General features: G+C 72.5%; 18 protein-coding genes. 14 read left to right on the top strand and 4 right to left on the bottom strand.

Going from position 1 to position 23,917, the window contains the following annotated elements; all coding sequences use genetic code 11:
• Positions 1 to 194: 194 nt before the first annotated feature.
• The 9 genes from rimP (at position 195) to HEK131_RS23170 (ending at position 11,975) form a co-directional block, all read left to right on the top strand.
• Positions 195 to 704 carry a ribosome maturation factor RimP gene (gene rimP, locus HEK131_RS23210; RefSeq protein WP_217463343.1) on the top strand — a complete coding sequence of 170 codons (510 nt, stop codon included), beginning with the start codon at positions 195 to 197 and terminating at the stop codon, positions 702 to 704.
• A 2-nt stretch (positions 705 to 706) separates the two neighbouring features.
• Positions 707 to 1,693: a transcription termination factor NusA gene (nusA, locus tag HEK131_RS23205; RefSeq protein ID WP_217463342.1), complete on the top strand. Its 987-nt coding sequence runs from the start codon at positions 707 to 709 to the stop codon at positions 1,691 to 1,693.
• Between the two features lie 125 nt (positions 1,694 to 1,818).
• Positions 1,819 to 2,115 (top strand): YlxR family protein, encoded by a 297-nt coding sequence (locus HEK131_RS23200; protein ID WP_161147385.1) that lies wholly within the window; start codon positions 1,819 to 1,821, stop codon positions 2,113 to 2,115.
• Positions 2,116 to 2,260: 145 nt separating this feature from the next.
• Positions 2,261 to 5,350 carry a translation initiation factor IF-2 gene (gene infB / locus HEK131_RS23195; protein WP_217463341.1) on the top strand — a complete coding sequence of 1,030 codons (3,090 nt, stop codon included), beginning with the start codon at positions 2,261 to 2,263 and terminating at the stop codon, positions 5,348 to 5,350.
• Between the two features lie 208 nt (positions 5,351 to 5,558).
• Positions 5,559 to 5,852 carry a DUF503 domain-containing protein gene (locus HEK131_RS23190; protein ID WP_030817206.1) on the top strand — a complete coding sequence of 98 codons (294 nt, stop codon included), beginning with the start codon at positions 5,559 to 5,561 and terminating at the stop codon, positions 5,850 to 5,852.
• A gap of 41 nt (positions 5,853 to 5,893) precedes the next feature.
• On the top strand, positions 5,894 to 6,346 hold the full coding sequence (rbfA, locus tag HEK131_RS23185) for a 30S ribosome-binding factor RbfA (RefSeq protein ID WP_217463340.1): 453 nt from the start codon (positions 5,894 to 5,896) through the stop codon (positions 6,344 to 6,346).
• On the top strand, positions 6,343 to 7,248 hold the full coding sequence (truB, locus tag HEK131_RS23180) for a tRNA pseudouridine(55) synthase TruB (RefSeq protein WP_217463339.1): 906 nt from the start codon (positions 6,343 to 6,345) through the stop codon (positions 7,246 to 7,248). Before rbfA ends, truB begins: the two co-directional genes overlap by 4 nt.
• A gap of 244 nt (positions 7,249 to 7,492) precedes the next feature.
• On the top strand, positions 7,493 to 10,903 hold the full coding sequence (locus HEK131_RS23175; protein WP_244336886.1) for a trypsin-like peptidase domain-containing protein: 3,411 nt from the start codon (positions 7,493 to 7,495) through the stop codon (positions 10,901 to 10,903).
• A 124-nt stretch (positions 10,904 to 11,027) separates the two neighbouring features.
• Positions 11,028 to 11,975, top strand: coding sequence for a bifunctional riboflavin kinase/FAD synthetase (locus HEK131_RS23170; protein ID WP_244336885.1), 948 nt, complete (start codon positions 11,028 to 11,030; stop codon positions 11,973 to 11,975).
• A 100-nt stretch (positions 11,976 to 12,075) separates the two neighbouring features.
• Here the strand turns inward: HEK131_RS23170 and HEK131_RS23165 are convergent, their stop codons facing one another.
• The 3 genes from HEK131_RS23165 to eccE all read right to left on the bottom strand — a co-directional run bounded on the left by HEK131_RS23165 (position 12,076) and on the right by eccE (position 17,301).
• Entirely contained in the window at positions 12,076 to 14,973 is a 2,898-nt protein-coding gene (locus HEK131_RS23165; protein ID WP_244336884.1) for an SCO5717 family growth-regulating ATPase, read from the bottom strand.
• Between the two features lie 217 nt (positions 14,974 to 15,190).
• Positions 15,191 to 15,970 (bottom strand): hypothetical protein, encoded by a 780-nt coding sequence (locus tag HEK131_RS23160; protein WP_244336883.1) that lies wholly within the window; start codon positions 15,968 to 15,970, stop codon positions 15,191 to 15,193.
• Positions 15,967 to 17,301 (bottom strand): type VII secretion protein EccE, encoded by a 1,335-nt coding sequence (gene eccE / locus HEK131_RS23155; protein WP_244336882.1) that lies wholly within the window; start codon positions 17,299 to 17,301, stop codon positions 15,967 to 15,969. Before eccE ends, HEK131_RS23160 begins: the two co-directional genes overlap by 4 nt.
• A gap of 185 nt (positions 17,302 to 17,486) precedes the next feature.
• Here eccE and eccB point away from each other — a divergent pair, with 185 nt between their 5' ends.
• The 3 genes from eccB to HEK131_RS23140 are packed head-to-tail and all read left to right on the top strand — an operon-like array spanning position 17,487 to position 21,736.
• Entirely contained in the window at positions 17,487 to 19,010 is a 1,524-nt protein-coding gene (gene eccB / locus HEK131_RS23150; protein ID WP_244336881.1) for a type VII secretion protein EccB, read from the top strand.
• Between the two features lie 27 nt (positions 19,011 to 19,037).
• Positions 19,038 to 20,264 (top strand): type VII secretion-associated serine protease mycosin, encoded by a 1,227-nt coding sequence (gene mycP, locus HEK131_RS23145; protein ID WP_217461002.1) that lies wholly within the window; start codon positions 19,038 to 19,040, stop codon positions 20,262 to 20,264.
• A complete protein-coding gene (locus HEK131_RS23140) occupies positions 20,261 to 21,736 on the top strand; it encodes a PQQ-binding-like beta-propeller repeat protein (RefSeq protein ID WP_244336879.1) in 1,476 nt (491 codons plus the stop codon). The genes mycP and HEK131_RS23140 overlap by 4 nt, the downstream gene beginning before the upstream one ends.
• Positions 21,737 to 21,804: 68 nt before the next feature.
• On the opposite strand, the gene HEK131_RS23135 is transcribed toward HEK131_RS23140, so the two are convergent.
• A complete protein-coding gene (locus HEK131_RS23135) occupies positions 21,805 to 22,092 on the bottom strand; it encodes a DUF397 domain-containing protein (RefSeq protein ID WP_244336878.1) in 288 nt (95 codons plus the stop codon).
• A gap of 293 nt (positions 22,093 to 22,385) precedes the next feature.
• Between HEK131_RS23135 and HEK131_RS23130 the strand changes: the two genes are divergently transcribed.
• A complete protein-coding gene (locus HEK131_RS23130; RefSeq protein ID WP_161150876.1) occupies positions 22,386 to 22,724 on the top strand; it encodes a WXG100 family type VII secretion target in 339 nt (112 codons plus the stop codon).
• Between the two features lie 34 nt (positions 22,725 to 22,758).
• Positions 22,759 to 23,070: a WXG100 family type VII secretion target gene (locus tag HEK131_RS23125; RefSeq protein WP_244336877.1), complete on the top strand. Its 312-nt coding sequence runs from the start codon at positions 22,759 to 22,761 to the stop codon at positions 23,068 to 23,070.
• The last annotated feature ends 847 nt before the right edge of the window (positions 23,071 to 23,917 follow it).

Genomic DNA, 23,917 nt, shown 5'->3' with positions numbered 1-23,917 from the left:
CCCGTGATCACCGTACCCGCGCCCCGTGCCCGCACCACTCACCGGCACCGCCCCGCGCCCCGACGGCCACCGGACGGACGCGGCCGGCCCGTGCCCCGCCCGAGGTGGACGGCAACACCCATCGCGACCGGATACCCTTTGATCAGACACGCGACCCATCCCACAACAGCACACGCGGCCGAGGAGTCACCCGGATGAGCACCACCCAGAGCGAGAGGCTGCGAGAGCTGCTCGAACCGCTCGTCACCTCCCAGGGGCTGGATCTCGAGGAGATCTCCCTCGACTCCGTCGGACGCAAGCGGGTGCTGCGCGTGGTCGTCGACTCCGACACCGGAGCGGACCTGGACCGGATCGCCGATGTGAGCCGCGCGCTCTCGGCGAAGCTCGACGAGACCGACGCGATGGGAGACCAGGCGTACGACCTGGAGGTCGGCACCCCCGGCGCCGAGCGCCTTCTGACCGAACCCCGCCACTACCGGCGTGCCGTGGACCGGCTGGTCAAGTTCCAGCTCGCCGACGGCGACGAGCTCGTCGCGCGCATCCTGGGCGTGGACGACGAGGGTCTGGACCTGGAGGTTCCCGGTGTGAAGGGCCGCAAGCCCAAGGAGCGCAGGCTCCAGTTCCCCGAGATCGCCAAGGCGCGGGTACAGGTCGAGTTCAACCGCAAAGACAAGACGGACATGAAGGAAGAGGAGGAGGCGTAGCCGTGGACATCGACATGAGCGCCCTGCGGGGCTTGGTCAGGGAGAAGGAGATCTCCTTCGACCTGCTGGTCGAGGCGATCGAGTCGGCCCTCCTCATCGCGTACCACCGCACCGAGGGAAGCCGCCGCCACGCACGCGTGGAGCTGAACCGGCAGACCGGCCACGTGACCGTGTGGGCGAAGGAGGACCCCGAGGACATCGAGGAGGGGCAGGAGCGTCGCGAGTTCGACGACACCCCTTCCGGGTTCGGCCGGATCGCCGCCACCACCGCCAAGCAGGTCATCCTGCAGCGGCTGCGTGACGCGGAGGACGACGCCACGCTCGGCGAGTACGCCGGCCGCGAGGGCGACATCGTCACCGGCGTGGTCCAGCAGGGCCGCGACCCGAAGAACGTGCTGGTCGACATCGGCAAGCTGGAGGCCATCCTGCCGGTGCAGGAGCAGGTCCCCGGCGAGAGCTACCAGCACGGCATGCGGCTGCGTTCCTACGTGGTCCGCGTCGCCAAGGGCGTGCGCGGCCCCTCGGTCACGCTGTCCCGCACCCACCCCAACCTGGTGAAGAAGCTCTTCTCCCTGGAGGTGCCGGAGATCGCGGACGGCTCGGTGGAGATCGCCGCCATCGCCCGCGAGGCCGGCCACCGCACCAAGATCGCCGTGCGCTCCAACCGTTCGGGCCTGAACGCCAAGGGTGCCTGCATCGGCCCGATGGGCGGCCGGGTGCGCAACGTGATGGGCGAGCTGAACGGCGAGAAGATCGACATCGTCGACTGGTCGGACGACCCGGCCGAGATGGTGGCGAACGCCCTGTCACCCGCTCGGGTGAGCAAGGTCGAGGTCGTCGACCTCGCCGCCCGCTCCGCCCGGGTGACCGTGCCGGACTACCAGCTCTCGCTGGCGATCGGCAAGGAAGGGCAGAACGCCCGGCTCGCCGCCCGCCTCACCGGCTGGCGCATCGACATCCGCCCGGACACCGAGCAGGTCACCGACTAGATCACCGTCTTGATCACGGTCGGGATCCGGACAGATCCCGACCGGATCGTGACCGTTCACCACACTGCAACTGTTCGACCTCTGCCCCAAAGGGGTGAGGTCGGTACGGGGAGGTAGACTTAACCGTGTCTGGCCGGACGCACACCCGAGCATGCCCTGAACGCACCTGTGTGGGGTGCCGGAAGCGGGCGGCCAAGAACGATCTACTGCGGATCGTGATGATCGAGGACGCCTGCGTCCCCGATCCTCGCGGTACGCTGCCCGGCCGGGGTGCTTATGTACACCCGGCACCGGTCTGTCTGGACCAGGCGGTACGCCGCCGAGCGTTCACGCGGGCACTGCGCGCCCCGCGAGCGCTCGACACAAACGCGTTGCGCCGATACGTCGAGCAGACGACAGTTGCCGATCAGGCAACACCGTAAGAAGTGCCGTCCGGAACGCCGTGGCGGCCTGGTACCTCGCGAGTCGAAAGCAGGTCGAGATTGCGATGAGCACTCGATGAGTACGCGATGAGTACGCCCATGAACTAGCGACGGTCCGGCTTCACCCGGACCTCAAAGGAGCGAAGTGGCTAAGGTCCGGGTATACGAACTCGCCAAGGAGTTCGGTGTAGAGAGCAAGGTCGTCATGGCCAAGCTCCAAGAACTCGGTGAATTCGTCCGTTCGGCGTCTTCGACTATCGAAGCGCCTGTCGTACGCAAGCTGACCGACGCCTTCCAGGGCGGTGGCAACGGCAAGTCCGCCCCCCGCAAGGCGACCCCCAAGCCTGGTGCGCCCTCTCCGGCGCAGACGGCACGTCCGGCCGCCCCGAAGCCGGCGACCCCCAAGCCCGCCGCGCAGCAGCCCGCTGCCCCGGCGGCTCCCTCGGCTCCCGCGCCGGCCGCTCCCGGCCCGCGTCCGGTGCCGGGTCCCAAGCCCGCGCCGCGTCCGGCCCCGGCCGCCCCGGAGTTCACCGCTCCGCCGGCCGCCCAGGCCCCGCAGGCTCCGCAGGCCCCGCAGACTCCGCAGGCTCCCGCCGCGCAGGGTCCGCGTCCCGGTGGCGCCCGTCCCGGTGCCCCCAAGCCCGGTGGCGCCCGTCCGGCCGCTCCCGGCCAGGGTGGCCAGGGTCAGGGCCAGGGCCGTCCCGGCCAGGGCGCTCCGCGCTCCGGTGGCCAGGGTCAGGCCGCGCGTCCCGGCGGTCGTCCGGCCGGTCCCCGTCCGGGTAACAACCCCTTCACCTCCGGTGGCTCCACCGGCATGGCGCGCCCGCAGGCGCCCCGTCCGCAGGGCGGTCCCCGTCCGGCCGGCGGTCCCGGTGCCCCCGGCGCCGGTCCCCGTCCGCAGGGCCCCGGTGCCCAGGGCGGCGGTCCGCGTCCGCAGGCTCCGGGCGGTGCCCGTCCGTCGCCCGGCGGTATGCCCCGTCCGCAGGGTGGCCCGCGTCCCGGCCCGGCCGGTCCGCGTCCCAACCCCGGCATGATGCCGCAGCGTCCCGCTGCCGGCCCGCGTCCCGGCGGCGGTGGCCCCGGCGGCCGCGGTCCCGGTGCGGGCGGTCGTCCCGGTGGCGGCGGCGGTCGTCCGGGTGGCGGCGGCTTCGCCGGTCGTCCCGGTGGCGGTGGCGGCGGCTTCGCCGGCCGTCCCGGTGGTCCCGGTGGCGGTGGCGGTGGCGGCGGCTTCGCCGGCCGTCCCGGTGGTGGCGGCGGTGGCCGTCCCGGCTTCGGTGGCCGTCCCGGCGGTCCCGGTGGCCGTGGTGGCACGCAGGGCGCCTTCGGTCGTCCCGGCGGTCCCGCGCGTCGTGGCCGTAAGTCGAAGCGGCAGAGGCGCCAGGAGTACGAGGCCATGCAGGCCCCGTCGGTCGGCGGCGTGATGCTGCCTCGCGGCAACGGACAGTCCGTCCGCCTGTCGCGCGGTGCCTCCCTCACCGACTTCGCGGAGAAGATCGGCGCCAACCCGGCGTCGCTCGTCGGCGTGATGATGAACCTCGGCGAGATGGTCACTGCCACGCAGTCCGTCTCCGACGAGACGCTGAAGCTCCTCGCGGACGAGATGAACTTCGTCCTCGAGATCGTCAGCCCCGAGGAGGAGGACCGCGAGCTGCTCGAGTCCTTCGACATCGAGTTCGGCGAGGACGAGGGTGGCGAGGAGTTCCTCGTCGCGCGTCCGCCGGTCGTGACCGTCATGGGTCACGTCGACCACGGTAAGACCCGACTGCTGGACACCATCCGCAAGACGAACGTCGTCGCGGGCGAGGCCGGCGGTATCACGCAGCACATCGGTGCGTACCAGGTCACGACCGAGGTCAACGACGAAGAGCGCAAGATCACCTTCATCGACACCCCGGGTCACGAGGCGTTCACCGCCATGCGTGCCCGTGGTGCGAAGTCGACCGACATCGCGATCCTCGTCGTCGCGGCCAACGACGGTGTCATGCCGCAGACGGTCGAGGCGCTGAACCACGCCAAGGCGGCCGACGTGCCGATCGTGGTCGCGGTCAACAAGATCGACGTCGAGGGTGCCGACCCGACCAAGGTGCGCGGTCAGCTCACCGAGTACGGTCTGGTGGCCGAGGAGTACGGCGGCGACACCATGTTCGTCGACATCTCCGCCAAGCAGGGTCTGAACATCGACTCCCTGCTGGAGGCCGTGGTCCTCACCGCGGACGCCTCGCTCGACCTGCGGGCCAACCCGGAGCAGGACGCGCAGGGCATCGCGATCGAGTCGCACCTCGACCGTGGCCGCGGTGCCGTCTCGACGGTCCTGGTCCAGCGCGGCACGCTGCGCATCGGCGACACGATGGTGGTCGGCGACGCGTACGGCCGTGTCCGGGCGATGCTCGACGACAACGGCAACAACGTCGAGGAAGCGGGTCCGTCGACCCCCGTCCTGGTCCTGGGTCTCACCAACGTCCCGGGTGCCGGCGACAACTTCCTGGTCGTCGACGAGGACCGTACGGCCCGTCAGATCGCGGAGAAGCGGGCGGCGCGCGAGCGCAACGCCAACTTCGCCCGTCGCGGCGTCCGGTTCTCGCTGGAGAACCTGGACGAGGCCCTCAAGGCCGGTCTGGTGCAGGAACTCAACCTCATCATCAAGGGCGACGCGTCCGGTTCGGTGGAGGCTCTCGAGTCCTCGCTGCTCCAGCTCGACGTCGGCGAAGAGGTCGACATCCGCATCCTGCACCGCGGTGTGGGTGCGGTCACCGAGTCCGACATCAACCTGGCGACCGGCTCCGACGCCATCGTCATCGGCTTCAACGTCCGCGCTGCGGGCCGCGCGGCGCAGATGGCGGAGCGCGAGGGCGTCGACGTCCGGTACTACTCGGTGATCTACCAGGCCATCGAGGAGATCGAAGCGGCCCTCAAGGGCATGCTCAAGCCGGAGTACGAGGAGGTCGAGCTCGGCACGGCGGAGATCCGCGAGGTCTTCAAGTCGTCCAAGCTCGGCAACATCGCCGGTGTCCTGGTCCGCTCGGGCGAGGTCAAGCGCAACACCAAGGCGCGCCTCATCCGCGACGGCAAGGTCATCGCGGAGAGCCTCAACATCTCCGGGCTGCGTCGCTTCAAGGACGACGTCACCGAGATCCGCGAAGGCTTCGAGGGTGGTATCAACCTCGGAAACTTCAACGACATCAAGGTCGACGACGTCATCGCGACGTACGAGATGCGCGAGAAGCCGCGCTCGTAACGCTGCGCAGTGCGCCGGCCGGCGGGACCTTTCGGGTTCCGTCGGCCGGCGCGCCGTCTCCCGGGGGCTCCGCCCCCGGGCGGCACAGCAGCTCACGGTGCCGTAAACCCTGTCGAGCCACCGGCGGGTAAGCGGTACCGTTCTTGGTGTCCCCGGCCATACGGACGAGGGGCCACCGATCCCGTACCGGCGGGTTAACCGGTTGCACATGTACGTGGGGACTCTGTCCTTCGACCTCCTCCTCGGCGACGTCCACTCGCTGAAGGAGAAGCGCTCCGTCGTCCGCCCGATCGTCGCCGAACTCCAGCGGAAGTACTCCGTGAGCGCGGCCGAGGTGGACCACATGGACCTGCACCGGCGAGCGCTCATCGGCCTCGCCACGGTGTCCGGCGACGCGGCGCACCTCACCGACGTACTGGACCAGTGCGAACGGCTGGTCGCCGCCCGCCCCGAAGTGGAGCTGCTGTCCGTGCGACGGCGCTTCCACGGCGACGACGACTGACCACGAAAACGCGAGAAGAAGAAAGAACGGGAGACGGACCAGTGGCCGACAACGCTCGGGCGAAAAGGCTGGCGGACCTCATCCGAGAGGTGGTGGCCCAGAAGCTGCAGCGTGGGATCAAGGACCCGCGGCTCGGCTCGCACGTCACCATCACGGACACGCGGGTCACGGGTGACCTGCGGGAGGCGACCGTCTTCTACACGGTCTACGGCGACGACGAGGAGCGGGCGGCCGCCGCCGCGGGCCTGGAGAGCGCCAAGGGCATCCTGCGCTCCGAGGTCGGCCGCGCGGCCGGAATCAAGTTCACGCCGACCCTGGCCTTCGTCGCGGATGCCCTGCCGGACACGGCCCGCAACATCGAGGACCTCCTCGACCGGGCCCGGCAGTCCGACGCCAAGGTGCGCGAGTCGTCCGCGGGCGCCCCGTACGCCGGTGGCGCGGACCCGTACCGCAAGCCGGAGTCCGACGACGAGACGGACGACACCGCCGAATGACAGCCAAGCCCACCCCGCCCGACGGCCTTGTCATCGTCGACAAGCCGTCGGGCTTCACCTCGCACGACGTGGTCGCCAAGATGCGCGGGATCGCCCGGACCCGCCGCGTCGGCCACGCCGGCACCCTCGACCCCATGGCGACCGGTGTCCTCGTCCTCGGTCTGGAGCGCGCCACCAAGCTCCTCGGGCACCTCGCCCTGACCGAGAAGGAGTACCTGGGCACCATCCGGCTCGGCCAGAACACCCTGACCGACGACGCCGAGGGGGAGATCAGCTCCTCCACCGACGCCTCCCGGGTGACCCGCGAGGCGATCGACGCCGGTGTCGCCAAGCTCAGCGGCGACATCATGCAGGTGCCGTCCAAGGTCAGCGCCATCAAGATCGACGGCGTGCGCTCCTACAAGCGGGCCCGTGAGGGCGAGGACTTCGAGATCCCGGCCCGCCCGGTGACCGTCTCCTCCTTCACGGTGTACGACGTCCGGGACGCCGTCGCCGAGGACGGCACGCCCGTGCTCGACCTGGTGGTCTCCGTGGTGTGCTCCTCCGGCACCTACATCCGCGCCATCGCCCGCGACCTGGGCGCCGACCTGGGCGTCGGCGGCCACCTCACGGCGCTGCGCCGGACGCGGGTCGGTCCGTACAAGCTGGACTCCGCCCGGACCCTGGACCAGCTCCAGGAGGAGCTGACCGTGATGCCGGTCGCCGAGGCCGCCTCCGCCGCGTTCCCTCGCTGGGACGTGGACGCCAAGCGCGGCCGGCTGCTGCTCAACGGCGTCCGGCTGGAGATGCCCGACGTGTACGCGGGCGCCGGTCCCATCGCGGTGTTCGACCCCGAGGGCCGGTTCCTCGCGCTCGTCGAGGAGCAGAAGGGCAAGGCCAAGAGCCTCGCCGTCTTCGCCTGACCGGGACTGCCCGTGGAGCGGCGGTCACGGGGTACTTGCCACACCCGCCGCTCCACGGTCCCCCCTCGGTTCCCCCACCCATGACGTCTATCCACTCCGCACCGCCTATTCACCCGTCCGGGCGGGCGCTCGGAGTGAACCGGGGGAGCGGAAGGGGGCGCTTTCTTCCCGCGCCCTGTTCCGGTGATCATCACGCGCCTACCGTCGAGGTGGAAAGCGGGTGCACGGCTGGGGAGGCGGGACGATGGCGGGAGAGGAGCCGCGGGCGGGGAGCGGTGACAGGTCGGCGGCGGCCCCGGTGCCCGGCCGCTCCGGGGACTGCGCGGACGCCCTGGTGCAGATCCGCGACCTCTCCGGGCGCCTGCGCGGCATCGGCTTCCTCGCCGACCACCACGGCACCCTGCTCACCAGCCACGAGGCCGTCGACGGCCTTGACCGCCTGGTGCTGCGCGCGGCCGACGACCGCACGCGCGTGGTCGGCGCCGAGGCCGTCGTCCCCCTGCCGCGACACGGACTCGCGCTCGTCCGCACCGAGAACCTGGGCGTCGCCCCGCTGCCGCTGACCGTCCGCGACCGGATCGAGGCGGGCACCTACGTACGGATCGCCGCGGGCGGCTGGCGCGAGGCGCGGGTGCTCAGCGCCGCCCGGGCCGCCTACCCCGCCGGGGGCGGCAGCCAGGTCCTGGACGACGCCCTGGAACTCGCGCTCGGCACCGCCGCCCGCGACGCGCTCCGGCCCGGCGGCGGCACGACCGGCGGCCCGGTCCTCGACGCCCGTACCGGCGCGGTCCTCGGCGTCCTCGGCGCCACCCTGCGCTCCGCCGACCGGGACTCCGGCTTCGCCGCCCCCGTACGCCCCGGCGGCGCGGACCCCGCGCTCACCGACCTGCTCGCCCGCAACGCGACCACCGTCCCGGCCTACGGCGCCGACCTCAACCTCGCCGGAGTCCTCCAGCTCTGCGCCGCCTCCGTCAGCCAGGACGGCCCGCCCGGCACCCTCACCGGGCTCGTCGGCACCGTGGAACGGGCAAGCCTGGCAACGGAGTTGGCCGACTTCATCGAGGGTCCGTGTCCCGTGCTCGCCCTCACCGGCGATCCCGGCAGCGGCCGCACGACCGAGCTGGCGGCGCTCGCCGCCCGGCGCCGCCGGAGTGACACCCCGGCTCCCACGCTGTGGCTGCGCGGTGCCGACCTCCTGGACACCGACGACTCCGTGGCCGACGCGGTCCGCCGTGCGCTGGAGCGGGCCGCGCCCATCGCCGCCGCCTGTGGTGCGGGCCGCCCCGCCGACCTCGGTGACCTCGACCCCGACCGGCCGGCCGCGCTCGCCGCGCGCGAGGGACGCCCGCTGCTGCTCTGCCTCGACGCCCCCGAGGAGATGCCGCCCGCCCTGCTGCCCGAGTGGGCCAGGGCGACCACCGACTGGCTGCGGGCCACCGGCGCCCGACTGGTGCTGGCCTGCCGGGACGAGTTCTGGGAGAGCGCCGTGGAAGCGTTCCCCGCGCGCCTGCGCCTGACCGGGCTCACCCGCCAGGAGGCCCGCACCGCCCGCACCCTGCACGGCATCCCCGACGGCGCTCTCACCGACGCCGACGCCCGGCACCCGCTCGCGCTGCGCCTGCTGTCCGAGGTGCGGGCCGCACTCCCGGCCGACGCACCCCTGCGTCCCCTGGATCGGCACGACGTCTTCGCCGCCCACCTCGACCTGAGGTGCCTGCGCGTCGCCGAACGCCTCGCCGCCGCCGACGGCCTCGGCGACACCGCCGTACGACGGCTCGCCACCAGGGTCGCCGGCCAGGTGCACGAGGCCGCCCGGCGTGCCCTCGGGCACGGGCACGGCGCGCTGGACCGGGAGACCTTCGAGGCCGTCTTCCCGCACGGGCGCGCCCCGGCCCGGCTCGGCCGCGGCACCGGATGGGCGTCCGCCGTCCTCGCCGAGGGGCTGCTGATCCGCTCCGGGAGCGGCTTCCGCTTCGCGCACGAGGAGTTCGCGGACTGGCTCCAAGGCGCGCATCTCGACCTGGGCGAGGCACTCCACGTCCTGGTCCACCGCCCCCGCGCCGAGCGGCCGCCCGGTGTGCCGCCGGTGCCGCACCACCGGATCGGCCCCGTCGTCCAGGCGCTGCTGCTCCTCGGCCGCCGCGAACCCCGCCAACTCGCCTTCCGGCTACGGGAGCTGGCCGACGCCCTCGAACTCGACCCGGCGTCCTGGTGGGCCGCCCGGCTGCTCTCCCGGACCCTGCTGAGCACGCCGGACGCCCTGCCCTACCGCGAGGCGCTGCGCTTCCTGGCCGACCGCATCGTGGCCTGGCGGCGCGCGGGGCGGGCCGTACCGCCCGAGTTCGGGCCCGCCTTCTGGACCGCCCTCGCCCTGCCCGACGCCGAGCGGTTCGCCCTGCTGCGGCGACTGGTGCTGGCCGACCCGGCCGTGCCCGAGGGGGCGGGGGAGCGGTATCTGGACGCCGTGGCCCGGCTCCTGGCCGCCGATCCGGCCGCGGGCCAGCCCCACCTCACCCGCTGGTTCGAGGACGAGCGCCCGCTGCCCGCCACCCCGCACGCCACCGTGGCCACCGCCGCCCAGGCCCTGCTGCACACCCACCGCTACGGCGCCCTCGACGACCTCACCGAGGCCCTGATCGACAGCGGCCGGCGCAGAGCCGTCGAACTGCTCGCCGTACTCGCCGAGGACGAACCCTCCGCCGCCTGCCGTGCCGTCGACCGCTGGGCCCACGACGAGGACCCCGACCGCCGGGCCACCGCCCTGGTCCTCGCCCGCCGCACCGCACCCCACGCCGGCACCCCGGCCGACCACACCCTGCTGCGCCGCGCCGCCCAGGCACTGCTGGCCCGCCCCGCCGACCGCGCCCTGCACGGCGGCGCCCTCGCCCTGCTGGCCGTCGACCCGGTCAGCCGCGACCAGCACCTGGCGCGGGCGCTGCGCCACTTCAGGGCCGGCGACCGCGGGCTGCCGCCCGCCGCCCTCCTCCCGGCCCTGGCCACCCACCCCGACACCGTGCTCGACGCCTTCCGGGCCCGGCTGAGCGGCGGCCCCGGCACCGAGGCCACCCTGCGCGCGCTCGCCGACGTCACCGACCCGGCGCACGCCCGCCGCATCGCCGTTCTCGTCCGGGAGACGGTCGTGCCCCGTCCGGAGAACGCGCACCTCGTCGCCGAGTACGTCGAGCGCCGCCTCGGCCACGGCCCCACCGCCCGCGCCGAACTGCTGCCCCTGCTCACCGGACTGCTCGGCAAGGGCTTCGAACCGATCCGCGCCGCCCTGGCCGACGTCCTCGTCGCCCCCGGCACGCCCGCCACGACCCCGCTGCGCCGCGAACTCCTGGACCTGCTGCTCGCCCACGAACGCGACCCGGCCGTCCTCGCCGCCGTGCTGCGCGCGGCCGCCGGCCTGCCCGACGACGGCGCGGGCCCGTCGGCACAGGAGGCTCAGGGACTCGTCCACCGCACCGGCCGCCTCCTCAACCGCGTCCCCGGCGGCGGTGACCGCTTCCTGGCCGACCTCGTCCGCGAGCTGCCCGGCTTCGCCGCGCGGCTGGGCCGCTGGCTGGCACAGGCCCCGGAGCACTGGGCAGCCGTCGTGGGCCCCGGCGCCCGGGACGCGATCGAGGGCCCTGCCGGGACGCCCGTACCCGCGTGAGCAGGGGTTTGTGGCGTGCGCCCGGTCACAGGAGCCGTACCGATGCGAGCCCCTGTGACCGGGCATGGCACCCTTAGACCTGCACAGGAGTCAGACACGGACACGGGTTCGAGGAGCGGTCACAGTGCAGCGCTGGCGTGGCTTGGAGGACATCCCTCAGGACTGGGGGCGCAGTGTCGTCACCATCGGGTCCTACGACGGTGTCCACCGCGGCCACCAGTTGATCATCGAGCACGCCGTCGACCGTGCCCGGAAGCTGGGCGTCCCGGCCGTCGTGGTGACCTTCGACCCGCACCCCAGCGAGGTCGTACGGCCCGGCAGCCACCCCCCGCTGCTCGCCCCGCACCCGCGCCGCTGCGAACTGATGGCGGACCTCGGTGTCGACGCGGTGCTCGTGCTGCCCTTCACCCCCGAGTTCTCGCAGCTCTCCCCGGCCGACTTCGTCGTCAAGGTCCTGGTCGACAAGCTGCACGCCAAGGCGGTCGTCGAGGGCCCGAACTTCCGCTTCGGGCACCGCGCCGCCGGCACCGTGGACTTCCTCGCAGAGCAGGGCCGGGTCTACGACTTCGAGGTGGAGATCGTCGACCTGTACGTCACCGGCGAGGCGGGCGGCGGCAAGCCGTTCTCCTCCACGCTGACCCGCACCCTGATCGCCGAGGGCGATGTCGCCGGCGCCCGCGAGATCCTGGGCCGCCCGCACCGGGTGGAGGGCGTGGTCGTCCGGGGCGCCCAGCGCGGCCGCGAACTCGGCTTCCCCACGGCGAACGTGGAGACCCTGCCGCACACCGCCATCCCCGCCGACGGCGTCTACGCCGGGTACCTGCACGCCCAGGGCGAGATGATGCCCGCCGCGATCTCGGTCGGCACCAACCCGCAGTTCGACGGCACCGAGCGCACGGTGGAGGCGTACGCGATCGACCGCGTCGGCCTCGACCTGTACGGGCTGCACGTCGCCGTCGAGTTCCTCGCCTATGTGCGTGGCCAGGCGAAGTTCGACTCGCTGGAAGCCCTGCTGGAGCAGATGGGCGCCGATGTGGAGCGCTGCCGGGGGATCGTGGCCGCGGACGCGTAGCTTCTTCGGACGCGCAGTTCCTCCGGACGCGTAGTTCCTCCGGACACGGAAAAGGGCGGCCGGTGCTTGACGCACCGGCCGCCCTTTTCCGTGTCGTCGGCTACTGCTGCGGGGGAGCCTGCGGAGGCTGGGCCTGCGGCGGGCCGGGGTAGGGCGGGTACTGCGCCTGGCCGGGCTGCTGCGGGTAGGGCTGACCCTGCTGCGGCTGCTGCGGCTGCTGCGGGTACGGCTGGCCCGGCTGAGGCTGCTGGGGCGGGTAGGACTGCTGGCCCGGCACGAACGGCTGACCGGGATGCTGCGGGTACGGCTGGCCGGGCTGGGACGGGTACGGCTGGCCGGGGCCGGGCTGCCCCGGCATCGGGGGCGCCGCGACCGGCGGCGGGTTGCCGTCCCTGGTCCACAGTCCGTGCGCCTGCTGATGCCGGACGAAGTCCTCGGCGACCATGGCCGCGAGCGTGAAGTACGCCTCGCGCACCTTCGGCCGCATCATGTCGAGGTTCACCTCGGCACCGGCCGACAGATGCTCGTCGAAGGGCACCACGACCACACCCCGGCACCGCTGCTCGAAGTGCGACACGATGTCGTCGACCTTGATCATCTTGCCGGTCTCGCGGACCCCGGAGATGACCGTGATCGAGCGGGAGACCAGGTCGGCGTAGCCGTGCGCGGACAGCCAGTCCAGCGTGGTGCTCGCGCTGCTCGCGCCGTCCACCGAGGGCGTGGAGATGATGATGAGCTGGTCGGCGAGGTCCAGCACCCCGCGCATCGCGCTGTAGAGCAGACCGGTGCCCGAGTCGGTCAGGATCACCGGGTACTGCTTGCCGAGCACGTCGATCGCGCGCCGGTAGTCCTCGTCGTTGAACGTGGTCGAGACGGCCGGGTCCACGTCGTTGGCGATGATCTCCAGGCCGGAGGGCGCCTGCGAGGTGAACCGGCGGATGTCCATGTACGAGTTCAGGTGCGGGATCGCCTGCACCAGGTCGCGGATGGTCGCACCGGTCTCGCGGCGCACCCGGCGGCCGAGCGTGCCCGCGTCCGGGTTGGCGTCGATGGCGAGGATCTTGTCCTGCCGCTCGGAGGCGAGGGTGGACCCCAGCGCGGTGGTCGTGGTCGTCTTGCCGACCCCGCCCTTGAGGCTGATCACCGCTATCCGGTAGCAGGACAGCACCGGGGTGCGGATCAGCTCCAGCTTGCGCTGCCGCTCCGCCTCCTCCTTCTTGCCGCCCAGCTTGAACCGGGACGCGGCCGCCGCGGAACGACCGCTGCGCGTCTTCTGCCGCTTGTTGTTCAGCAGCCGGTCGGAGGACAGCTCCACGGCCGCCGTGTAACCGAGCGGCGCGGCGCCCGGATGCGTCGGCTGCCGCTGGTCGTGCTGCACGGGCTGCGGCCACGCGGCACCGGCACGAGGGTCGGGCGCCTGCCCCTCCGGACCCTGCGGGAAGCCGTAACCGGCGTGCGGGGCAGGGGGGTTGGCGGGCTGCGGGGAGTCGGTCTGCTGCTGGGGGAAGCCGTAGCCGGGGGGCGGGGTGGGTCCGGCCGGGGGCTGCTGGGGGGCACCCTGCTGCTGAGGGAAGCCGTACGGGGGCGGCTGGGCAGGGGAGTTGGCCTCCGCCGGGGGGTGCGGGGAGTTGGTCTGCTGCTGGGGGAAGCCGTAACCGGGGGGCGGGGTGGGGCCGGCCGGGGGCTGCTGGGGAGTGCCCTGCTGCTGGGGGAAGCCGTAACCGGGCTGCGGGGCAGGCGGGTTGGGCTGCGCGGGGTTCGGGAAGCCGTAGCCCTGCGCAGGGTCGGGGCCCGCCGGGGGATGCTGCGGGGCGCCGTGCGGGGGCGGGAAGCCGTAACCGGGCGGGGGAGCGGGCTGGTTGGGGCCCGCGGGGTGCGCGGGAGCGCCTGACTGGTCCCAGGCGGCGGGGGCCTGCTGCGGCGGGAACGGCGGCTGCTGCGGGGGCAGGGGCGGCTGCCCCTGCGCCGACGCGGGCTGCGGCCGGCCCGGCATGGGACCGGCCTGCGCGGGCCACTCCGCCGCCGGGGCGGGCGCGGCGGGCTGGTACGACGGCGGCAGCGGGGGGACGCCCTGCTGCGGCGCGGGCGGGGGAGTCCAGGCGGGGGGAGCGCCGGGTGCTGGGGCCTCTGCGACCGGCGCCTCTGTGGCCGGGGCTTCTGCGGCTGGTGCCTCTGGAGCCGGTGCCTCTGCGGCGCCGTCGCCCTCGGCGTCCTCCGCGTCAGCCTCCTGCGCAGGGGAGCTCTCCGTGGTGTCCTGCTCGTCGTCGGCAGCGGTGGGGCCCTCCTCGGGAGCCTCCGCCTCGGCCTCGGCGGCGACCGCGCCGCCGTCGGGCTCGGCCGTGCCGACATCCGGCTGGTCGTCGGCGGCTTCGGCCGTGTCGGCGCTCGGTGCGGTCTCGGCGTCCTTGTCACCGGTGTCCGCCTCGGCATCCGCGGCCTCGCGCTCCGCGATCTCCCGCTTCAGCGCGGCGGCGGAGAAGCGCATGGTCGCGCCGCTCTCCAGGTCCCCGTTCTCGGGCTCGGGCTCGGGTGCGGAGGGCGCCGGGGCGGAGGGCGCCGCAGCGGCCTCGGACCGCTGCGCTTCGAAGCCGGTGGGAAGCTGCGGCACCGGACCCGGGGTGCCGGCAGGCGGCGCGGGCGGTGCCGAGGGTGCAGGCGGCGCCGGCGGTGCGTACGGCGCGCCGGGACCGCCCGCCGGGGCAGGCTGCGTGAACGGCGCACCGGGCGCGGGCGGAGCCGAGGGGAACGGGGGGACCGGAGCCGTACCCGGCTCACCGGCACCGCTCGTGGCGTCACCGCCCGAGGCGACCGGGCCCGAGGCCGCCGGAGCAGCCGGGGCCGAAGAGGCGCCGGACGACGACGCGTTCTGCGTGTACCAGGCGGGCGGCGCGTAGTCGATGGTGAACTCGCCCGTGTTCTCGACGGCCGACTCCGCGTCGGGCTGGTCGTCGTCGGGTGTTGCCCAGCCCCCGCGCATACCGTCCCGATCGCTGCTCACAGTTCCTCCTGGTGTGGTCGAGCACTTTCATCGCGTGCCGGGGCGACCGAGTCGAGTGACAGCCCGGTTCACCGGTCCTCCCCCCAGGGACGGCGCCCGTCCACGGGTTCTGGCATCACGCCCGCACCCAGCCTAATCACCACGAGCCCCACCCCGGCAGGCCCGGTTGACCCTCGGAACGCGCAGAATGCGAACAAAGCGGGCGAGAAAGGTCGGTTCAGTCCATCCGGCGCGGGTTGCCCAGCAGCCCGATCTCGGCATCGGTGGGCTGCGTCAGCACGTACTGCCGGTCCCGGTCAGTGCACCACAGGGTCACCCCGTCGGGCAGCGCCGGCAACGACTCGACCTCGGTCGGCGACAATCCCATCGTGCGCCCCAGCTCGGCCGCCTCGTCCGGCGAGACCCGCTGGATGCCGGTGAGCCGCGCCTGGCGCAGCAACCGGGGCGCGACCGGGCTGAGATACGGCAGCAGCGTCACCACCGACTGCCAGGGGCCCGCCGCGACCCGCCCGCGCGGCGGCCGCATCCCGCAGTCCCGCACCACCAGCACCGGCGTGCCCGCGGACGCGCCCTGCGGCGGCACCCGGCCCACCTCGTACACCGAGAGCCCGTTCTGCCCGCCGCCCATGGCGTGCACCATCTGCATCCACGACTGCGGCCGGCCGGTCTCCACCGCGACCCGCGCACCCGTCGCCGCCGTGCGCAGCGCCAGCACCTGGGCCGTCCACAGGCCGCCGATCAGCACCACGTCGTACGGAGTGGGCCGGTTGACGCCCAGCACCGCCGGACGGCCCTCGGTGTCCACCCCGGCCACGACGCCGTCGTCCCCGATGGGCAGCGCCAGCTCGTCCAGTCGCGCGGCGGGCAGGAGATGCCGGCCGTGCCGGGGGCCGAGCAGCCCGAACCCCTGCCGAAGCCGCTCGCCGGCCCGGCGCAGCCCGGACACCGCCCGCGTGGCCTCCGCCTGCGGAGCGGTGGCCGTCTGTGTCCTCGTCATCGCGCGCCTCCCAGGGGCAACGTGGCCAGCATGCCCGGCAGTTGCTCACGATCCAGCCGGGCGAGAGCCGCACCGGCATGCCGGGCCGCGCCCTCCAGCGAACGGCGCGCGGCCACGAGTTCGTCGTCACTGCGCCCCGTCACCCGCAGATGACCGGTCAGCGACACCTCCTGCCGCTCCGCCCGCGCGAGCGTGAGGCTGAAGGTGGTGGCCAGAGCCGGGGTCGCCGTGACCAGCGCGACGAACTGAGGCAGCGTCTCGCCCCGCTCACCGCCCAGTCGCGGCCAGCGCCTTATCCAGTACGTGGTGTGCCGCCGGTTGTCGCACCGCCAGCCGCGCCCGGACTCCTCCGTACGCCGCTCGCGCCGCTCACCGCGCCCGGCCTCGGCCGTGACCAGCGGGTTGGCGCAGGCGGAGGTGGCGAGCGCGCCGATCAGCTCCTCCTCGTCGAGGATGGTCGCCCGCATGCCGGCGCCCGTCAGACGGCTCGCCAGATGGTCCGCGACCCGTGTCACGCACTTCTGCGCCCCCGCGAGCCCGCCCCCGCGCGCGGCCACGGCCTCCGCGCACAGCTCGGGATCGAGCTTCAGCGCGATCCAGGTGATCCGCACCGCAGGAGCGCCCGTCTGCTCCTGCAGCGGCAGGTAGTTGGCGACGGCCACCGACTGCTGGGGCAGATGCAGCGCGGGCGCGGGCTGGGTGTGCAGCACCACCTGGGCCGACTCCAGCCGGATGCCGTCGACCTCCAGCGCGTCCCGCACCAGGGCGAGGGGGAGCGGCTGGTGGTTGCGGTCCGCGCGCAGCGCCGTCGCGTCGGCCTCCACCTGGAGCACCGCGGTGAGGAACGTGCCGTCACCGGCCATCCCGACCGGCCTCCGGTCCCGTCCCCCGTACGAGTACGTCCGCAGCGCGGGTTCGCATTCGAGCGCGGGGACCAGCGCGGGCTCCGTGCCCGGCGGGACGGGTGTGTTCCTGGCGCGCTGTTGACGCGCCCGCAACGCCCGCGCGGTGACCAGCCATTCGGGAAGCGTGCGTCCCCGTCGGCGCACCACGGCCAGCAGCACCAGGGCCACCGCCACCAGACCCGCGGGTGCCAGCGCGAAGGGCGAGATCACCCAGCCGACGACCAGGACGGCGACGGCCAGCTCCAGAAGTACGAGCCGTTGCAGGCGAAACGATCCGACCTGCCCACCCGTCGTGCGGAAGTGGGCCCCGCCGGCGGCCGGCGGAGCCTGCGCACCCGCCGGACCGTCACCCTGCCCGGGGCCGGGCGCGCGAGGGTCCTCGGCCCGTGCCCGGCCCCGCAAGCGCGACCGCGTACCGGAAGCCATCACCGAATCCCCCCGTATCACTCACAACTCACAGGTCCCGGCATCCCATTCGGGCCCCTCGAAGGCCCCGGTACCCTACCCGCTCCACCAGCACCGGCGGCCACCATGCATAGTAGAGGGCCGGTCTGACATCGCGGCGCGGGACCGGTGCCCGCCACTGCGACAACGGGGAGAAGCAGGCACTTATGGCATCACGGCGGGATGAACTCAACGCCTACACGTTTGCGAAGAGGCGCACCCTCGCGGCCTTTCTCCAGCCGTCGCCGTCCGGGACCGAGGAAGGCGCCCCCAAGCCGCTGCGCGCCCTCGTCCCGACGCTGGTCGCGGGCGCGCTGACGCTGGCCGTCTTCGGCGCCTGGGGCATGTTCCAGCCCACCGCGCCCTCCGGCTGGGACGAGCCCGGCACCCGTGTCATCGTCGGCAAGCAGTCCACCACCCGGTACGTCGTCCTCAAGACCGGGAAGACGACCCGGCTGCACCCGGTGCTCAACCTCGCCTCCGCCCGCCTGCTGATGAACGACGCCGGCTACCAGGTCATCCAGGTCAGCGACAAGATCCTCGACTCCGGCAAGCTGTCCCGCGGCCCCATCCTCGGCATCCCCTACGCCCCCGACCGGCTCCCCGCCGCCGACGACGCGGGCACCGCCAAGCGCTGGGCCGTGTGCCAACAGCCCGGCGGCAAGGGCGAGACCGTCCAGCAGGCCACCTTCGTCCTCGCCACGCGGGACGCCCCGAAGACGGACGGCGCGGGCCGCCTCCACGGCGGTGACGTGCTCTACGTCAAGACCCGCACCGGCGCCCGATACCTCGTCGACGCCCACGGCACCGCGTACGCCCTCACCGGCACGGAGAACGACCTGCTGACCAACGCCCTCGTCGGCACGAAGCAGCCCCAGACGGTCACCAAGGAATGGCTCGCCACCCTCCACCAGGGCGCCCCCATCAGCTTCCCCCGGCTCCCCGCGAACGTCGGCGCCCCCGCCGGGGTGCCCGGCCAGCTCTCCCCCGAGGAGAACAGGGTCGGAATGGTCCTGAAGGCCGAGACCGGCGAGGGCACCAGGCACTACGTCGTCCTGCCCGGCAAGGTGCAGCCCATCAGCGACTTCACCGCCTGGCTGCTCATCACCTCGCCCCAGACCGGCAAGCTCAACATGAACAGCCAGGCCCGCAGCGTCGGGCTCCAGGACTTCACCGCCGACCCGGCCCCCTTCGCCGGACAGCCCACCGACTGGCCCCGGCTGCGCGCGGACCAGGTCAACGCCGCCGACTCGGCCTCCGGCCGCGACACCGTGTGCAGCGTGCTCCGCCAGGTCTCCGGCGACAACACCACCACCCTGAGCACCTGGGCGGGCAAGGACTACCCTGCCGAGATCACCGCCGACGGCACCAGCACCTACGTCACCCCCGGCACCGGACTGCTCTACACCCAGAGCCAGGGCACCGCGACCACCGCGGGCGGCCTCTTCCTGGTCACCGACACCGGCCTGCGCTACGCCGTCCAGAACAACGGCGACAGCGACAGCCGCACCTCCGACATCGGCGCCCAGGCCAAGAAGTCCTCCGACGGCACCCCTGAGCCCAGCGAGGCCCAGGTCAAGCTCGGCTACGAGAACGTCCGCCCCGCCAAGGTGCCCGCCGACTGGTCCGAGTTGCTCGCCAAGGGCCCCCGCCTCGACACCAACGGCGCCCGCCAGCCGCAAGGTTCGTGAGACCACGTCCCACGCGAAGACGACATGATGAGGAGCGCCGTAGGAGTGCTGCCCGCGAAGGCAACCCTGCTGACCGCCGCCGTACTGCTGACCACCCTCGGCACCGCCCCGCCCGCACCCGCCCTCCACCTGGACGGCAGCGGTGAGTGCACCTTCCCCGCCAAGACCGTCAAGGGCACCCCCTGGTTCCTCCAGCGCGTCCTGCTCGACGAGCTGTGGCGGGGCACCGGCAAGGGCAAGGGGGTCCGGGTGGCCGTCATCGACACCGGCGTCGACACCAAGAACCCCCAGCTCGGGCCCGCCGTCGACAAGGCGCTGGGCCGCGACTTCCTGACCAAGGGCAAGGGCGCCGACCCCACCGACGACCAGGTCGGACACGGCACCAAGGTCGCCGGCATCATCGCGGCCCGCCCCCGCGCGGGCACCGGCTTCGTCGGCATCGCCCCGGGCGCCACCATCATCCCGATCCGGCAGAACGACGCGGAGAACAGCGGCGATTCCGACTCCATGGCCCAGGCGATCGACCACGCCGTGGCCAAGGGCGCCGGCGTCATCAACATCTCCCAGGACACCACCAAGCCGCTCTCCGGCACCTCCGCGCTCGCCGGCGCCGTACGCCGGGCCATCGCGCACGGCGCCGTCGTGGTCGCCTCCGCGGGCAACGACGGCCTCGACGGCAAGGTCAAGAACACCTACCCGGCCGCGTTCCCCGGCGTCCTCGCCGTCGCCTCCTCGGACCGCAACAACGAACGCGCCGCCTTCTCCCAGGCCGGCTCCTTCGTCGGCGTCGCCGCGCCGGGCGTCGACATCCTCTCCACCGTCCCCGGCGGCGGCCAGTGCACCGACAACGGCACCAGCTTCTCCGCCCCCTTCGTCGCGGGCGTCGCCGCCCTCCTGAAGGAGAAGCACCGCGACTGGAGCCCCGCCCAGATCATCACCCGCATCGAGCAGACCGCCGAACGCTCGGTCAACGGCCACGACAACTTCGTCGGCTGGGGCGTCGTCGACCCCGTGCGCGCCGTGCAGGATTCCGACCGGGCCGTCGCGCCCGCCACCCCCACACCCGACCCCGGCCTGTCCAAGGCCCCCGTGCCCGACGTGGTCCCCTTCTCGCTGGCCGAGTCCCCCGAGGAGCGCGACCGGCGCTACGCCACCTACGCGCTCGGCATCGCCGTCGTCCTCGTCGCCGTCATCGCGGGCACGGCCATCGTCACGCGCGACCTGCGTCGCCGCCGGAAGGACCCCGCCGCGTGAGCTACGGCCCGCCCCCGTCCGTCTACACCGAGTCCGCCCGGTCCGCGGACAGGACACGAGCCGTACGCCGCGGACGCCTCCTGGGAGGAGCGGCCGCGGCCGTGGTGGCCGGCGCCCTCGTGATCGGCGCGGTGGCCCTCTGGCCCTCCTCCGGCGATGACCCGAAGAACACGGCGGCGGTGCGGCAGGCGCCGGACGAGGTACGCGAGACGCACGAGAAGACCCCGGCTTCGGTCGAGGGCCGGCTCGGTGTCCAGCACGACGAGGAGAAACTCACCTCGGACACCCGCTACGGCCCTGGCCTGTGGGCCACCGGGAATCTCGTCGTACGCGGCGTGGCCGACCGTCTGGAGGGCTACAAGTTCTCACCCGGCTACGACGAGACGGCCTGGTCCCTCAAGCTCGACGGCCACATCTGCGCCACCAGCCGGGACATGACGGCCGACCACCGCACCGCCGTCGTCGTCCAGCCGCCCCACAGCGGTGCCTCGGCCGGCAAGGGCGTCTGCGACGAGGTCGTCCTCGTCGACCTGGACACCGGCAAGAAGCTGTGGCAGCGCACGATGCCGGCCGCCGACTTCGCCTACGTCACCAACACGAACGTCGCGCTCACCAAGGGCGTCGTCGCCATCGCGTGGGGCCACGGCGCCGTCGCCTACGACATGGCGAGCGGCAGGAAGCTGTGGGGAGCCTCCACCGGCGCCGAGTGCCAGGACCAGGGGTACGCGGGCGGCCGCGCGCTGCTCGCCCTGGTCAGGTGCGGCCGGTCCGGCGACGCCACCTACCGGGTGCAGAAGCTGGACGCCCGCACCGGGAAGCCCCGCTGGACCTACCAGGTCTCCAAGGGCGTCCAGGGCGTCTACCTGCCCTCAGCGGACCCGCCCGTACTGGCCGTGGAGGCCGGGGACATCGACGTCACCGACCTGATCACCCTCGACGGCGCCGACGGCCACCGGGACGCCACCATCTCGATGACCGGCTACGAGCCCCTGTGCGGCGGCTCCGGGTACTTCGGCGTGCTCGACAAGTGCCCCGGCCTGGTCGTCGGACGGAGCCGCCTCTACGCCATGTCCGAGGAGAGCACCGACATCGACCAGCCCGCCGACCGCATCGTCGCCTTCGACGTCCATAAGGGCACCACGACGGGCAAGTTCGAGGGACGGGCCTTCCAGAACGTCGTCCCGCTGCGCGCCGACGGCGACGACCTGATCCTCTACCGCCGCAGCATGGACACCGTCCAGCCGGCCGCCGTGGTCGCGTGGAACTCCGGTACGGACAAGGAGACTCCGTACCTCTACTTCCACCTCCCGGAGGACGACGAGGGCGCCCTCAGCGACCCGGAGCGGACCCAGATCGCGTACGAGCACGGGCACGTGTTCTTCGGCCTCCGCGAGATGGAGCGCGACGACGAGGACGCGAAGAGCCCGGTGCTGTCGGTACTGGGCGTGGGATCGGTGGGGTTCCAGCACTGAGGTGACGTGACGCGAGAAGGCGGGAGTCGCACCCAGGTGCCCCCCCGCCTCCGCGCGGCCGGTGGGCCCTACTCGGAGACGGCTTCCCGCTCCGTCGGCTCCAGGTCGAACTCCCCGTCACGCGCGCCGAGTACGAAGGCGCGCCACTCGGCCTCGGTGTAGCGCAGCACGGTGCCGGGCTCGAGCGAGGACCGCATGGCCACGGCACCGTCGGGGAGGTAGGCGATCTCCACCCGTTCCTCGTGCTCCTCGGCGCCCGGCGCGCAGTGCCATTCGACGCCGGAGATGTCGAGGGCGTACAGCTCGTCGCGCTCGCGGTCCTTGCGCGCCTTCATCTCCTCAGCCGTCTCCGTCATGACGCGGCGACCCCTTCCCGGCGTTTCAACGCTCCGTGGTGACAGTGGTCGTCACGGTACCGGCAGCCGGAACTCCCGTATCTCGACTTTGCAGTTGGAAGGGCCAGACGAAATGACTAGAGTGGCTCCGGGTGCCACGACTGTGGTACCGCACGGGGGCGGTGCGACGCTGCGGCCACGCGGCGCGTGAACACGCAGCAGGTCTTGCCCGCCAGGAGGGCCGGGACTTCGGTTCCGGCGGACCCGTCGCGGTGGTGAAGGTCACCGTCGCACCAAGAGGAGGGCAAGCAGATATGGCTTCGGGCGTTGACCTCAGCGCACACGCGCTCACCGGTCTGGCCAACGACATCCGCGACTTCCACCACCAGGTGAGCGAGCGCGTGACGTCCCTCAACCGGGTTGTCGACATGATCCAGGCCGGCTGGAAGGGCGCGGCGGGCAAGGAGTTCGACACCGTCCAGCAGGGTGTGAACAAGAACCTCAAGAAGCTCCAGGACGACCTCGTCGACCTGGAGGAGGCCATGCGCGCGAGCGTCGGCGGGTTCACCGACCAGGAGCAGGAGCGGATCTCCGACATCCGCAAGGTCGACAACTCCTACCAGGTCACCAGCCGCATCACGGACCTCGCCTGATCCTCAGGCCGTATCCACGAGGGAGAGACGCATCATGAGCTACGCAGCAGACCGCACCGCCGTCAATTACGACACCGTCACCCAGGCCGCCAGCGACGTGCGCAGCACGGCCAAGAACCTGTCCGAGCAGCTCGAGACCCTGATGCGCCGGGTCAAGGCCGTCACCGAGACCTGGGAGGGCGAGGCGAAGACCGCCTACGCCGGCATCCAGCGCGACAGCAACGAGCAGATGGACCAGATGACCCACAAGCTCGCCCGCATCGCCAAGCTCCTCGACGACTCGGTCGTCGGCTACCAGGACACGGACCAGGGCAACGCGGCCCGGTTCCGGATGCTGATGGGCTGAGTCCGGCTGTGACTCGCTGAGGGGCGCCACGCTTGAAGCGTGGCGCCCCTCAGGCTTTCACCCGAACGAGACCGATTCAGCGCGGACCGTACACCCCGGAAACCGCCTCCGGCGCGCCCTTGGAGAGGTTGGTCCCCTTGCAGCCGAGCTGAAGGGAAACGTCCTTCTTCGGGCTCGTCATGCGGCAGTGGAAGTAGATGGAGGCCACCCGACCTGTGAAAGTTGTGGAGGCTCCGGTCCGACAGTACGTAAATGTTTTCTCGGACTCAGGATTCGCCTTCAGGATGACACGGTCTCCCGGAAATGCACGGTGACGAGTTGATCTCCTGCAGCGGCCGGTCGCAGGAGGAACTTCGGGACCCTGATCGATTTCAGAATAATCGCTGGTTACAAACTATTCCGCTATTCTCGGAGTTGATTCGGTGGCCCTGCGGGCAGGGACGCTGGATCTGAGCAGTGAGCTGAACTCTGCGCGTACTTGGCAAAGGAAAGTGCAACTTCTGCCAGGTCCGCGCGTGTCGACGGGCCCCTCTTGGTGCCGGACACAGTAATGCTCAGGTTCAGCGGAACTTGGATCTTGGAATCTACAGGGTCGCATTTCAAATAGATGGCGGCGGAGCGGGTGGCAGAGACCCCTCGGCCTTTGCTGCTGACGGTAAACTCCTTCCTTTCGCCGGAAGGCCCAAGGTCTCCGTTGGCGGCCAGCGATTCTTCCCATGCTTTGAAATCTCCGTTGTCCCCCAGCTCTGCGATCGCAACCAGAGGGGTCTGGCCATCAGCCTTAACGATGCAGGATGAGCGGTATCTAACGCTCGGAGAGGAAGTTCTAGAGTGCGAGCTTACGGCC

It is taken from the genome of Streptomyces seoulensis (assembly GCF_022846655.1).
Lineage (GTDB): Bacteria > Actinomycetota > Actinomycetes > Streptomycetales > Streptomycetaceae > Streptomyces.
The sequence above is the reverse complement of the archived record's forward strand: the minus strand, read 5'-3'. Positions and strand labels throughout refer to the sequence as shown.